The 13159-nt window shown below is 68.3% G+C and carries 14 protein-coding genes; 11 read left to right on the top strand and 3 right to left on the bottom strand.

All coding sequences use genetic code 11. From position 1 onward, the window contains the following. Positions 1-130: 130 nt before the first annotated feature. On the bottom strand, positions 131-535 hold the full coding sequence (locus tag BLQ03_RS06560) for a MerR family transcriptional regulator (RefSeq protein WP_090754097.1): 405 nt from the start codon (positions 533-535) through the stop codon (positions 131-133). 138 nt (positions 536-673) lie between these two features. Between BLQ03_RS06560 and BLQ03_RS06555 the strand changes: the two genes are divergently transcribed. Both BLQ03_RS06555 and BLQ03_RS06550 read left to right on the top strand, forming a co-directional pair. Next, positions 674-1111: a PaaI family thioesterase gene (locus BLQ03_RS06555; protein ID WP_090754095.1), complete on the top strand. Its 438-nt coding sequence runs from the start codon at positions 674-676 to the stop codon at positions 1109-1111. 10 nt (positions 1112-1121) lie between these two features. Next, a complete protein-coding gene (locus tag BLQ03_RS06550) occupies positions 1122-1574 on the top strand; it encodes a PaaI family thioesterase (RefSeq protein WP_245688705.1) in 453 nt (150 codons plus the stop codon). Between the two features lie 59 nt (positions 1575-1633). On the opposite strand, the gene BLQ03_RS06545 is transcribed toward BLQ03_RS06550, so the two are convergent. Continuing rightward, entirely contained in the window at positions 1634-1948 is a 315-nt protein-coding gene (locus tag BLQ03_RS06545) for a DUF1476 domain-containing protein (RefSeq protein ID WP_090754090.1), read from the bottom strand. Between the two features lie 133 nt (positions 1949-2081). Between BLQ03_RS06545 and purC the strand changes: the two genes are divergently transcribed. The 8 genes from purC to BLQ03_RS06505 all read left to right on the top strand — a co-directional run bounded on the left by purC (position 2082) and on the right by BLQ03_RS06505 (position 10275). Then, positions 2082-2840, top strand: coding sequence for a phosphoribosylaminoimidazolesuccinocarboxamide synthase (purC, locus tag BLQ03_RS06540; RefSeq protein WP_090754088.1), 759 nt, complete (start codon positions 2082-2084; stop codon positions 2838-2840). Positions 2841-2853: 13 nt separating this feature from the next. Beyond that, entirely contained in the window at positions 2854-3093 is a 240-nt protein-coding gene (gene purS, locus BLQ03_RS06535; protein WP_090754086.1) for a phosphoribosylformylglycinamidine synthase subunit PurS, read from the top strand. Between the two features lie 79 nt (positions 3094-3172). After that, positions 3173-4042, top strand: a complete 870-nt coding sequence (locus BLQ03_RS06530) for a LysR family transcriptional regulator (protein WP_090754084.1) — start codon at positions 3173-3175, stop codon at positions 4040-4042. An 88-nt stretch (positions 4043-4130) separates the two neighbouring features. Then, entirely contained in the window at positions 4131-4646 is a 516-nt protein-coding gene (locus tag BLQ03_RS06525; protein ID WP_090754082.1) for a formate dehydrogenase subunit gamma, read from the top strand. Beyond that, positions 4646-6163 (top strand): formate dehydrogenase beta subunit, encoded by a 1518-nt coding sequence (locus tag BLQ03_RS06520; RefSeq protein WP_090754080.1) that lies wholly within the window; start codon positions 4646-4648, stop codon positions 6161-6163. The genes BLQ03_RS06525 and BLQ03_RS06520 overlap by 1 nt, the downstream gene beginning before the upstream one ends. Next, entirely contained in the window at positions 6160-9039 is a 2880-nt protein-coding gene (gene fdhF, locus BLQ03_RS06515) for a formate dehydrogenase subunit alpha (RefSeq protein ID WP_090754078.1), read from the top strand. Before BLQ03_RS06520 ends, fdhF begins: the two co-directional genes overlap by 4 nt. A 158-nt stretch (positions 9040-9197) precedes the next feature. Continuing rightward, positions 9198-9992: a formate dehydrogenase accessory sulfurtransferase FdhD gene (gene fdhD, locus BLQ03_RS06510; protein ID WP_090754442.1), complete on the top strand. Its 795-nt coding sequence runs from the start codon at positions 9198-9200 to the stop codon at positions 9990-9992. Between the two features lie 4 nt (positions 9993-9996). Next, entirely contained in the window at positions 9997-10275 is a 279-nt protein-coding gene (locus BLQ03_RS06505; RefSeq protein ID WP_342672009.1) for a formate dehydrogenase subunit delta, read from the top strand. A 131-nt stretch (positions 10276-10406) separates the two neighbouring features. Here BLQ03_RS06505 and BLQ03_RS06500 read toward each other — a convergent pair whose 3' ends face one another. Then, positions 10407-12641, bottom strand: coding sequence for an adenosylcobalamin-dependent ribonucleoside-diphosphate reductase (locus tag BLQ03_RS06500; RefSeq protein ID WP_090754076.1), 2235 nt, complete (start codon positions 12639-12641; stop codon positions 10407-10409). Positions 12642-12802: 161 nt separating this feature from the next. Here BLQ03_RS06500 and BLQ03_RS06495 point away from each other — a divergent pair, with 161 nt between their 5' ends. Next, complete coding sequence (locus BLQ03_RS06495) at positions 12803-13156, top strand: hypothetical protein (protein ID WP_090754074.1); 354 nt, start codon at positions 12803-12805, stop codon at positions 13154-13156. The last annotated feature ends 3 nt before the right edge of the window (positions 13157-13159 follow it).

Genomic DNA, 13159 nt, shown 5'->3' with positions numbered 1-13159 from the left:
GGACGGGCGGACAGCAGAACGTCGGACATCGCTGAACCCCTCCCCTCGTCAGCCTTGCACGACAAGAGTTACAGCGCGCCCGCCGCTTCGCCAGCGGGGACGCTGCGTCATGGGCCCGGCTGCCGGGACGTCAGTTGGCGGCGGCCTCGTCCTCGGGGGGCATCCTGCCCAGCAGCTCGACCGTGTCGTCGCGCAGCTTCCGCAGGTCGGTGATGGAGGCCTCGATCTCGTCGCGCTGGGCGGCCAGCACGTCGAGCTGGCGGGTGGCGAGGTCCACCCAGACCTCGTATTGCGCGCGGGTGCCCTGCTGCTGGTAGATCAGCAGCCACTGGCGGATATCCTCCAGGCTGAAGCCGAAGCGGCGGCCGCGCATGATCAGCTTCATGCGGGCGATCTCGCGCGGGCCATACCAGCGGGCGCGGCCTTCGCGGCGGGGGCTGAGAAGCTCGATATACTCGTAATAACGCAGCGTGCGTGGAGTCACGTCGAACCGGGCGCACATTTCCTTGAAACTGATCCAGCTTTCGTCCGGCATTCCCTGCGTCCCCGTGCGTTGTGCCGCAACGTAACGCAGCCCGCCGCCGACCTCAACCGCAACGGGTGTCGCACGGGCGGTCTTGCGGGGCGGCTGCGGGCAGGGCAGTCAATCAGGGACCACATGGCGAGGACAAGGATGGAACTGCTGCCCGGTGCCCGGACCGAGGACGCGGCCGAGATGGCCCGGATCTTCATGACCGTCATCCCCCATGCGCGCGCCATGGGAATGGAACTGGTCGAGGCGACCCCCGGCGTGGTCGAGATCGCCATGCCCTGGAGCCCGGAATTCGTGGGCGACCCGCGCACGGGCGTGCTGCATGGCGGCGTGATCTCGGCGCTGATGGACACCTGCTGCGGGGCGGCGGTGATGACCCATCCGGCGCGGCCCGCGACCACCGCCACGATCGACCTGAGGATCGACTATCTGCGCTCGGCCACGCCGGGACAGCGCGTGCGGACGCGGGCCGAGTGCTTTCACATGACGCGCTCGGTCGCCTTCGTGCGGGCCGTGGCGCGGGACGAGGGCGACACGCCCGTGGCGACGGCCACCGGCAGCTTCACCGTGGGGGGCTGAGATGGACGGCATGGCGATGACGCGCGAATCGGTGATCGACCAGTTGCTGGCGCAGGTGCCCTATGTCCGTTGGCTGGGCGTCACGGTGGACCGGCACGGGGACGAGCTGACCGCCGTGCTGCCCTTTTCCGACAAGCTGATCGGCAACCCGGTCCTGCCCGCGCTGCATGGCGGCGTCACGGCAGCCTTTCTTGAAACAACCGCCGTGCTGGGCCTGCTGTGGGCAACGCTGGACGGAAGCCGCAGCCTGCCCGGGGGGGAAGAGGGGCTGCCCCGGCTGCCCAAGACCATCGACTTCACGGTGGACTACCTGCGGTCGGGCGCGGCGCGGGACGCCTATGCGCGGGCCCGCGTGGTTCGGCTGGGCCGGCGCTATGCCAGCGTGCAGGTCGAGGCCTGGCAGGACCGCCGCGACCGCCCCTTCGCCCAGGCGAACGGGCATTTCCTGATGCCGCAGGGATAAGGCCCCGAGCCCATGAAAAAAGGCCCCCGAGGGGGCCTTTTGCGCCGGGGCAGGGCCGGTCAGGCCTCCGAGGCGATCTGGCGGCGCGCTTCTTCGCGCAGCTCGACCATCTTGGCGCGGATCGTCGCTTCGTCGGCGCGCCCGGCCAGGTCCTCGGACAGCTTGCGGAACACGTCGTCCTCGCCCGGCTCCTCGAAGTCCGAGGTCACGACGGTCAGCGCATAGGTGCGCGCCTCGTCGCCGGTCTTGCCCAGCAGGCCGGCCGCCCATTCGCCCAGAAGGCGGTTGCGGCGCGCCTCGGCCTTGAAGCGCAGTTCGGCGTCATGGGCGAACTTGGTTTCAAAGGACCGTTCGCGGTCGTCGAAGGTGGTCATCGCGGCCTCCGTTGCAAGATTGCGCCTGATATGCCTGCACGGCATGGCTCTCGCAAGCTCGTATTGCCCCCGCGGGCCGAACGGCGTTATGGGTGCGGCAAAGTTTGCAGTTTCCCGGACGAAAGGCGCGATCATGGCCCCCAGGCGCAAGAAGATCTATGAGGGCAAGGCCAAGATCCTTTACGAAGGCACAGAGCCCGGCACCCTGATCCAGTATTTCAAGGACGACGCCACCGCCTTCAACGCCCAGAAGAAGGCGGTGATCGAGGGCAAGGGCGTGCTGAACAACCGCCTGTCCGAGTTCTTCATGCAGGGCTTGGGCAACATCGGCGTGCCGACCCATTTCATCCGCCGCATCAACATGCGCGAGCAGCTGATCCGCCAGGTCGAGATCATCCCGCTGGAAGTGATCGTGCGGAACTTCGCCGCAGGCTCCATCGCCAAGCGGCTGGGGATGGAGGAGGGGACCCAGCTGCCCCGTCCCATCGTCGAATACAGCTACAAGAACGACGAGCTCGGCGACCCGATGGTGTCCGAGGAATACGTGATCGCCTTCGGCTGGGCGACCCAGCAGGACCTGGACGACATCGTTTCGCTGGCGCTGCGGGTCAACGACTTCCTGTCGGGCGTCTTCTACGGCGTCGGCATCAAGCTGGTCGATTTCAAGATCGAGATCGGGCGCATCTGGGACGGCGACTTCATGCGGCTGGTCGTGGCCGACGAGATCAGCCCCGACAGCTGCCGCCTGTGGGACGTCAAGACCGGGCAGAAGCTGGACAAGGACGTCTTCCGCCGCGACCTGGGCAACCTGACCGACGCCTATACCGAGGTCGCCCGGCGCCTGGGCGTCATGCCGGCCGCAGCCCCCGTCAAGCCCACGCTGATCAACTGAAGGAACGCCGCGCATGAAAGCGAAAGTCACGATCATGCTGAAGAACGGCGTCCTTGATCCCCAGGGCGAGGCGATCCGCCACGCGCTGGGCACGCTGGGCTTTTCGGGCGTGAACGGCGTCCGGCAGGGCAAGGTGATCGAGCTGGACCTGGCCGCGACCGACCGCGCCGCCGCCGAGGCCGAGGTCGGCCAGATGTGCGAGAAGCTGCTGGCGAATACCGTCATCGAAAGCTGGCGGGTCGAGATCCTGTGAGCGCCTGCCGGCGCGAGCCGGGGCTCTGCCCCGGACCCTGGGATATTTGGTCGAAGAAGAATGAGTTGAGGCCGCGTTCATGATCGACCGGCTTCACGCCTTCATGGTGCTGGCGCGCGAACAGCATTTCGGCCGCGCCGCCGAGGCGCTGGGGATCACCCAGCCCTCGTTGTCCTCGGCGCTGAAGTCGCTGGAGGATCAGCTGGGCGTGCAGCTTGTCCGGCGCGGATCGCGCTTCCACGGGCTGACGCCGGAAGGCGAGCGTGTGCTGGACTGGGCGCGGCGCATCGTGGGCGACGTGCGGACCATGCAGGCCGAGTTGCGGGCCACGCGCAGCGGCGTGTCTGGGCGGCTGCGGCTGGGAGTGATCCCGACGGCCATGCCGCGCATCGCGGAGCTGACCGCGCCCTTCCTTGCGCGCCATCCGGCGGCCGAGGTCACGATCCTGTCGCGGTCCTCGGACGAGATTCGCGACCAGATCGCCGCGCTGGAACTGGATGCGGGCGTGACCTACCTGGACGGCGAGCACCTGGGGCGCTTGCGAACGGTTCCGCTGTTCATGGAAACGCTCTGCCTCGTGGACCGGACCGAGGCGGGCGGGCCGGTCTCTTGGTCCGAGGCGGCGACGCGTCCGCTTTGCCTGCTGACCCCTGACATGCAGAACCGCCGGATCGTGTCCGCGCGGCTGGCCGAGGCCGAAGCGTCGGCAGTGCCGCGGGTCGAATCGAACTCGATGCTGGCGATCCTGTCCCATGTGGCAAGCGGCGACTGGGCTGCGATCCTGCCGCAGGCGCTGGCCGAGGGGCTGTCCTTGCCCGTGGGCGTCAGGGCGCGGCCGCTGTCGGGCGGACCGGGCAACATGGTCGGGCTGGTTCTGGCCGCGCGCGAGCCCCTGCCGCCGCTGGTCGAGGCGCTGATGCAGGTGGCGGAACAGTTCTCTGATAGATAGCGCCTATCAAGGAACGGCACTTCAGGATTGATCCACCTATCGTGCAGGCCTAATCCTGTGGCGCCAGCGGCCATTCCGGAGCAAGCCCATGCAGTCACCCGCCAACGCGCCCCATCCTCCGAACACGCCTAAGGTCGCGGCACTGGATGGCGAGGGCCTCGAGCGGTTGCAGGCGATCATCGCGCGGCATGCGGGGACCGAGGGTCCCTTGCTGCCGATCCTGCATGACGTGCAGGCGGAATGGGGCATGATCCCCGAGGCCGCCCAGCCGATCATCGGCAATGCCTTGGGGATGACGCGGGCCGAGGTCTACGGCGTCGTCAGCTTCTACCACGATTTCCGCGAAGTGCCCGCGGGCCGCCACGTCCTGCGCCTGTGCCGGGCCGAGGCCTGCCAGTCGATGGGTGCGGATGTCCTGGCCGATCAGGTGCGGGTGGCGCTGGGGCTCGACTGGCACGAGACAACGGCGGACGGGCGGCTGACGCTGGAGCCGGTGTTCTGCCTCGGGCTCTGCGCCTGCGGGCCCGCCGCGCAGATGGACGACCGGCTGGTCGGGCGGGCGACCGCGCAGCGGGTCGTTGCGCTGGCAGAGGAGGCACGGTGATGCGGATCTGGGTTCCGATTGATGCCGCCGCCCGCGCGCTGGGCGCCGACGAGGTGGCCGAGGCCGTCCAGCGCGAGATGGGCGTCGCGCCGACGCGCAACGGCTCTCGCGGGATGATCTGGCTCGAGCCGCTGATGGAGCTTGAGATCGAGGGCGTACGGCATGGCTTCGGGCCGGTGGCGGCCGTGGACGTGACTGCGATCCTCGCAGACCCCAGGGGACATCCGCTGGCGCTTGGGCCGGTCGAGGACCTGCCCTGGATGAAGCGGCAGACGCGGCTGACCTTTGCCCGCGTGGGCGTGATCGATCCCCTGTCGCTGGAGGACTACAAGGCCCATGGTGGGCTTGAGGGGCTGAAGACTGCGCTGGCCGCGCCCGAGAAGATCGTCTCCGAGGTCACGGAGTCCGGGCTGCGCGGACGTGGCGGCGCAGGCTTCCCGACGGGCATCAAGTGGGCGACCGTCGCCAGGGCCGCCGCCGACCGCAAGTATATCGTCTGCAACGCCGACGAGGGCGACAGCGGCACCTTTGCCGACCGGATGGTGATGGAGGGCGACCCCTTCACCCTGATCGAGGGCATGGCCATCGCGGGCATCGCCGTGGGGGCTGTGCAGGGTTACGTCTATATCCGCAGCGAATACCCCGACGCGATCCGTGCCATGCGCGCGGCCATCGACATCGCGCGCGCAGCGGGTGTGCTCGGGCCGTCGATCCTGGGTTCGGCCCATGCCTTCGACATGGAGGTGCGGGTCGGCGCCGGCGCCTATGTCTGCGGCGAGGAAACCAGCCTGCTGAACAGCCTGGAAGGCAAGCGCGGCATCGTGCGGGCCAAGCCCCCGATCCCGGCGCTGGAGGGCTTCCTGGGCAGGCCCACGGTCGTCAACAACGTCTTGTCGCTGGCCACCGTCCCGTGGATCATGGCGAATGGCGCGGCGGCTTACGCGGCGCATGGCATCGGCCGGTCGCGCGGGACGATGCCCCTGCAGATCGCGGGCAATGTGAAACACGGCGGGCTGTTCGAGGTCGCCTTTGGTCTTTCCTTGGGCGAGATCGTGGACGAGATCGGCGGCGGCACCGCCTCGGGCCGACCCGTCAAGGCGGTGCAGGTTGGCGGCCCTCTGGGCGCGTATTTCCCGCGCGCGCTGTTCGACACCCCCTTCGGCTACGAGGAGTTCGCGGGCAAGGAAGGGCTTGTCGGCCACGCCGGCATCGTCATCTTCGACGACACCGCCGACATGCTGTCGCTCGCCCGCTTCGCGATGGAGTTCTGCGCCATCGAGTCCTGCGGCAAGTGCACGCCCTGCCGCATCGGCTCGACGCGCGGGGTGGAAACAATCGACCGGATCGCGGGCGGGGATCTTGAAGCGATCCCGATCCTTTCCGATCTTTGCAACACGATGAAATGGGGAAGCCTCTGCGCATTGGGGGGCTTTGCGCCCTATCCGGTCATGTCCGCGCTGACGCATTTCCCCGATGATTTCACCGGACGGGGCGTCCGGGTGGAGGCTGCCGAATGAAGGACTTCATCATCCCCGATGACCGCGACCTCGGCACGCCCGCGTCGCACTCGGACATCACTGTCACACTGACGGTGGACGGTATCCCTGTCTCGGTCCCTGCGGGGACCTCCGTCATGCGCGCCGCCGCCATCGCCGGGATCACGGTGCCGAAGCTCTGTGCCACCGATCACCTGACGGCCTTCGGGTCCTGCCGGCTGTGCGTCGTCCAGATCGACGGGATGCGCGGCACGCCTGCCTCCTGCACCACGCCCGTGGCCGAGGGCATGGTCGTCCACACCCAGACCGACGAGGTCGCGCAGATCCGGCGCGGGGTGATGGAGCTTTACATCTCGGACCATCCGCTCGACTGCCTGACCTGTGCGGCGAATGGCGACTGCGAGTTGCAGGACATGGCCGGGGCCGTGGGCCTGCGCGAGGTCCGCTATGAGCCCGGCAAGAACCACTTCCAGCGCCGCGAAAATGGCGAACTCAACCCGGAATGGCGGGCCAAGGACCATTCCAACCCCTATTTCACCTTCGACCCGGCGAAATGCATCGTCTGCTCGCGCTGCGTGCGGGCCTGCGAGGAGGTCCAGGGGACCTTCGCCCTGACCATCGACGGGCGCGGCTTCGACAGCCGCGTGTCGGCAGGCCTGGCCTCCGACAGCTTCCTGTCCTCGGACTGCGTCAGCTGCGGCGCCTGCGTGCAGGTCTGCCCGACCGCCACGCTGATCGAGAACACGGTGATCGAGATCGGCACCCCCGAGCGCATCGTGAAGACCACCTGCGCCTATTGCGGCGTGGGCTGTTCGTTCGACGCGCATATGCGCGGCGAGACGGTCGTGAAGATGGTGCCCTCGAAGGACGGCAAGGCCAACCGCGGCCATAGCTGCGTCAAGGGCCGCTTCGCCTGGGGCTATGCGACCCACGCCGAACGCATCCTGAACCCGATGATCCGCGAGGATTACCGCGATCCCTGGCGGGTTGTGTCCTGGGAAGAGGCGATCCGCTTCGCCGCCGACCGCCTGCGCGCGACGCAGGAAAAACACGGCCGCGACTCCGTCGGCGTCATCACCTCGTCGCGCTGTACGAACGAGGAAACCTATCTGGTGCAGAAGCTCGCCCGCGCGGTCTTCGGCAACAACAACACCGACACCTGCGCCCGCGTCTGCCATTCGCCCACGGGCTATGGCCTCAAGACCGCCTTCGGCACCTCGGCGGGGACGCATGACTTCGACTCGGTGGAGGAAACCGACCTCGCGCTGGTGATCGGGGCGAACCCGACCGAAGGGCATCCGGTCTTCGGTTCGCGCCTGCGACGGCGGCTGCGGGAAGGGGCGGGTCTGATCGTGATCGATCCGCGCCACATCGACCTGCTGGATACGGCGCACCGGAACGACGCGATCCACCTGCCGCTGCTGCCCGGCACCAACGTCGCCGTCCTGACCGCGATGGCCCATGTGATCGCGGCCGAGGGCCTTTTCGACGAGGCCTTCATCCGCGAGCGCTGCGACTGGGACGAGTTCCTGGAATACCGCGACTTCCTGCTGGACCCGCGCCATTCGCCCGAGGAGGTCGAGCGGCAAAGCAACGTCCCCGCCGACCTGATCCGGCAGGCGGCCCGCGCCTATGCGGCGGCGCCGCGCGCCTCGATCTACTACGGGCTGGGCGTGACCGAGCATTCGCAGGGCTCGACCACCGTCATGGCGATCGCGAACCTTGCGATGATGACGGGCAACATCGGCAAGCCCGGCACCGGCGTGAACCCGCTGCGCGGCCAGAACAACGTGCAGGGCTCCTGCGACATGGGGTCCTTCCCGCACGAGTTCCCCGGCTATCGCCACGTCACCGACATCGAGACGCGCAAGCTCTACGAGCAGGTCTGGGGCGTGCCGCTGTCGGACGAGCCGGGGCTTCGCATCCCCAACATGTTCGACGCGGCGACGCAGGGGCGCTTCAAGGGCCTGTATTGTCAGGGCGAGGACGTGCTGCAGTCCGACCCCGATACCAGCCACGTCCAGTCGGCCTTAGCGAGCCTCGACATCCTGATCGTCCACGACCTGTTCCTGAACGAGACCTCGAACTACGCCCATGTCTTCCTGCCGGGGTCGAGCTTCCTGGAAAAGGACGGCACCTTCACCAACGCCGAGCGGCGGATCAACATGGTCCGCAAGGCGATGTCCCCCAAGAACGGCCATGCCGACTGGGAGATCACGGTGATGCTGGCCAATGCGCTGGACGCGGGCTGGGACTACAGCCACCCGTCCGAGATCATGGACGAGATTGCCCTGACCACGCCCAGCTTCGCGGGCGTCAGCTACGACCTGCTGGACCGCGAGCAGTCGGTGCAGTGGCCGTGTAACGCGAAGGCCCCGCTGGGGACGCCCGTCATGCACATCGAGGGCTTCGTGCGCGGCAAGGGCAAGTTCATCAACACCGAATACGTACCCTCCGAGGAACGCACCGGCGGCCGCTTCCCGCTGCTGCTGACCACGGGGCGGACGCTGACGCAGTACAACGTCGGCGCCCAGACCCGGCGGACCGACAACACCGTCTGGCACCCCGAGGACGTGCTGGAGATCCACCCCCATGACGCCGAGCAGCGCGGCATCCGCGAGGGCGATTATGTGCGCGTGGCAAGCCGCGCGGGCGACACGACGATCCGGGCGAAGATCACGGAACGGGTCGCGCCCGGCGTGGTCTACACGACCTTCCACCACCCGACGACGCAGGCCAACGTGGTGACGACCGACAACTCGGACTGGGCGACCAACTGCCCCGAGTTCAAGGTGACGGCGGTGCAGGTCAGCCCCTCGAACGGGCCGTCCGAGTGGCAGGAGCAGTATCGCAGCCATTCCGAGCTGTCCCGTCGCATCCTGCCGGCTGCGGAATGAGCGAGCGTGCTTTGGCCGCGGGGCACTCGCCCCTTCGGCACAAGGATTCGGATGCAATGCCGCCGGGTGAGGCATCGCCGTCCCAGGACGGCACGGCGGCTGCATCCGAGGACGCGGGGCCGCGCGGGGGAATCCCTCGCGCGGCCGACCCCGTCACCATGCCTTGGCGCTGGTCGGGCAGCGGATGGGTTCAGGCGGAGGCACCTGCCGCCCCCGAGGAAGCCGCCGTTGCCATCGTTATCGACGGCACCAGCCAGGCGGTCCTGATGGCGACCCCGCACGACTTGGCCGATTTGGCGCTGGGCTTCGCCCTGACCGAGGGGCTGATCGCCTCGCCCGCCGATGTGACCGACCGCGAGATCGCGCAGGTCCGGCCGCCCGCGCAACTGCCGGGCGTCCCCGCCTATGAGGCGCGGCTGTGGTTGCGGCCGGGCCTCGCCTCGGGGCTGGCCGAGCGGCGGCGCAGCATGGTCGGCCCGGTGGGCTGCGGCCTCTGCGGCGTGGACAGCATCGCGGCGGCCCTGCCGCAGGTGGTGCGGGTGGCCGAGGGTGCGCGCTTGTCGCCGCAGGATGTCGGCCGGGCGATGAAGGCGCTTTCGGAAGGACAGCGCCGCTGGCGCGAGACTCCCGCGATCCACGCGGCAGGCTTCTGGTCGCCCGCGCAGGCCGTGGTGCGAGAGGACGTGGGCCGCCACAACGCGCTCGACAAGCTCGCCGGGGCGCTGGCGAACCAAGCGACAGATGCAAGGGCGGGGGCCATCGTCATGTCCTCGCGCCTGTCGGTCGATCTGGTGCAGAAGACCGCGCGCATCGGCGCCTCGGTGCTGATCGGCGCCAGCACGCCGACGCGGCTGGCCATCGCCTGGGCCGAGGCGGCGGGGATCACCCTGATCGGCCGTGCCCGAGGCGAGACCTTCGACCTTTACACCCATCCCCAGCGCATCGAGGGCTGACGCCTTGTCCGAAATTTCCGAACACTCGCCGCATGACAAGCTGATCCGCATGGCGAACCAGATCGCCGCCTTCTTCCGCAGCCAGCCCGGCCAGCCCGAGATCGCCGTGGCGGGTCACATCAACGACTTCTGGACCTACCGGATGCGCATGGACCTGCTGGCCGCGCTGCGCGCGGGCGAGCCCGTGGACCCCATCGTCCAGGCCACCGCCCCCCACATCCGCCTGCCGCATGAAACAACCGAGGGCGTGAAGCCGGTCGATCCCCTCTCGCACCAGGAGTAGGTGCGGGCAGTCGCAGAGAGATAAGCCCGCCCCTCAAGCGCTTTCTTCTTCGCCCAAGTATCCTCGGGGATCGTCGTACACGACGATGGGAGGTGGAAAACCCCCGCTCCAACGGCGACGCAGGCGCTGCCTCAGCCGCAGCGTGAGTGGCCGCAGCTGGGGCAGGTCATGCAGCCCTCGATCATCCGCATCCCCGGCGTGCCGCAGGCAGGGCAGGAGGGGCCTGCCGGAACGCGTGCGCCCGTGGCTTGCGGGTCGGCCTTCAGGCCTGCGCCTTCGCCGGACAGGAAGCCGATCGCGATCATGTGGCGCTCGATTACGCCGCCGATCGCGGCCAGGATCGAGGGGACGTAGCGGCCCTCCATCCAGGCGCCGCCACGGGGGTCGAAGACGGCCTTCAGCTCCTCGACCACGAAGCTCACGTCCCCGCCGCGGCGGAAGACGGCCGAGATCATCCGCGTCAGCGCGACGGTCCAGGCGTAATGCTCCATGTTCTTCGAGTTGATGAAGACCTCGAAGGGCCGCCGCCTGCCGCCCTCCTCGATGTCGTTCACCGTGATGTAGATCGCGTGCTCGCTGCCGGGGAACTTGAGCTTGTAGGTCGCGCCCACCAGCGACACCGGGCGGTCCATCGGCTTGTCGAGCAGCGCGGGGGCGGGCGCCTCGGCAGGTTTGTCCACCGACAGCACGGACCCCGTGACTTCGTTCGGACGATAGGTGGTGCAGCCCTTGCAGCCCTGGTCCCAAGCGGCGACATAAACGTCCTTGAAGGCCTCGAAGGAAATGTCCTCGGGGCAGTTGATGGTCTTGGAAATCGAGCTGTCCACCCAGTCCTGCGCCGCCGCCTGCATGGCGACGTGGTCCAGCGGCGACAGCGTCTGGGCGTCCACGAACCAGTCGGGGAAAGGCGCGTCGCCCATGCGGTCTCGCCACAGCCGGGCGGCGTAGTCGACGACCTCCTCCTCGGTGCGGGTGCCGTCCTTCTGCAGGACCTTGCGGGTGTAGCTGTGGGCGAAGACCGGCTCGATGCCGGAACTCACGTTGCCGGCGTAAAGGCTGATCGTGCCGGTCGGCGCCACGCTGGTCAGCAGGGCGTTGCGGATGCCATGCGCGCGGACGGCCTCGCGCACGTCGGGGTCCATCTTCTGCATGAAGCCGGAGGACAGGTAGGCCTCGGCGTCGAACAGCGGAAAGGCGCCCTTCTCCTTCGCCAGACCCACGCTCGCCAGATAGGCCGCGCGCGCGATACGGTGCATCCACTGGCGGGTGGCCTCGGCCGCCTCGGGCGCACCATAGCGCAGGCCGACCATCATCAGCGCGTCGGCAAGACCCGTTACGCCCAGACCGATGCGGCGCTTGGCCTGCGCCTCGGCGGCCTGCTGCGGCAGCGGAAAGCGCGAGGCGTCCACGACATTGTCCATCATCCGCACGGCAGTCGTGACCAGTTCCTCGAGCGCGTCGAGGTCCAGCGCGGCCTCGGGGCCGAAGGGATCCTGCACCAGCCGTGCGAGGTTGATCGACCCCAGCAGGCAGGCGCCATAGGGCGGCAAGGGCTGTTCGCCGCAGGGGTTCGTGGCCGAGATTTCCTCGACATAGCCGAGGTTGTTCATCCGGTTTATGCGGTCGATGAAGATCACGCCCGGCTCGGCATAGTCATAGGTCGCCCGCATGATCCGATCCCATAGGTCCCGCGCGCGGATGGTGCGATAGACCTTGCCGCCGAAGACCAGCGGCCAGTCGGCGTCGGCCTTAAGCGCCTCCATGAAGGCGTCGGTCACCAGCACCGACAGGTTGAACATCCGCAGCCGGGCCGAATCCCGCTTGGCGGCAATGAAATCCTCGATGTCGGGGTGGTCGCAGCGCATCGTGGCCATCATGGCGCCCCGGCGCGAGCCCGCCGACATGATCGTGCGGCACATCGCGTCCCAGACATCCATGAAGGACAGCGGCCCCGAGGCATCGGCGGCCACGCCCTTCACCTCGGCCCCCTTGGGGCGGATGGTCGAGAAGTCGTAGCCGATGCCGCCGCCCTGCTGCATGGTCAGCGCGGCTTCCTTGAGCGCGTCGAAGATGCCCCCCATGCTGTCGGGGATCGTGCCCATGACGAAGCAATTGAACAGCGTGACCGAGCGCCCCGTGCCCGCGCCCGCCATGATCCGGCCCGCGGGCAGGAAGCGGAAATCTTCCAGCGCGGCGTGGAAGCGGCCCTCCCAGGCGGCAGGGTCGGCCTCGACCGAGGCGAGGTCGCGGGCCACGCGGCGCCAGGTATCCTCGACGGTGGCGTCCAGGGGCGTGCCGTCGGCCGCGCGCAGCCGGTATTTCATGTCCCAGATCTGTTCGGCGATGGAGGCGGAGAAGCGGTTCATCCGGGCGACCTGTCTGGCTTGGGGCATGGGTGGTTTCTCATGCACCCCGCACGACACGCGGGCAAGCACCGGCTGCGGCGAAGGGGCGCGGATCAACTCTCTTGCAAGTAGGCGATCATTTCTGTCAGCTTCATCTTGCCTGATCTGCATGGAGCCTTCAGATGCCCCGCACCCTTCTTGCCGCCGCGCTTGCCCTTGTGGCCGGCGGCGCGGCACTCGCCTCGGTCCCCGGCGAATACGATACCGGTCCCGAAACCGCCGGTGTCGCCGCCCCGATCAACCTTGCCCAGCCGCGTGAGACGCCCGCGGGGGCGATGACCTACGAGATCTTCGAGGCCACTGTCGAACACGGCGACATGCCGGAATGTCCCAAGGCGCTGGCCGCCGAGGGACGGTTCTGCCGCGTCGTGCTGCAGAACGACATGCTGCATGTCTTCGCCTTCGCCGAGGACGGCGACCAGCCGATGCTGGCGGTGATGGAATATCCGCTGGACGCCGTCACCTTCCCGCAGTGAGGG

Origin of the sequence: Paracoccus chinensis (genome assembly GCF_900102885.1) — a bacterium.
GTDB classification, from domain to species: Bacteria; Pseudomonadota; Alphaproteobacteria; order Rhodobacterales; family Rhodobacteraceae; genus Paracoccus; species Paracoccus chinensis.
This window is presented reverse-complemented; position numbering and strand designations above follow the sequence as displayed.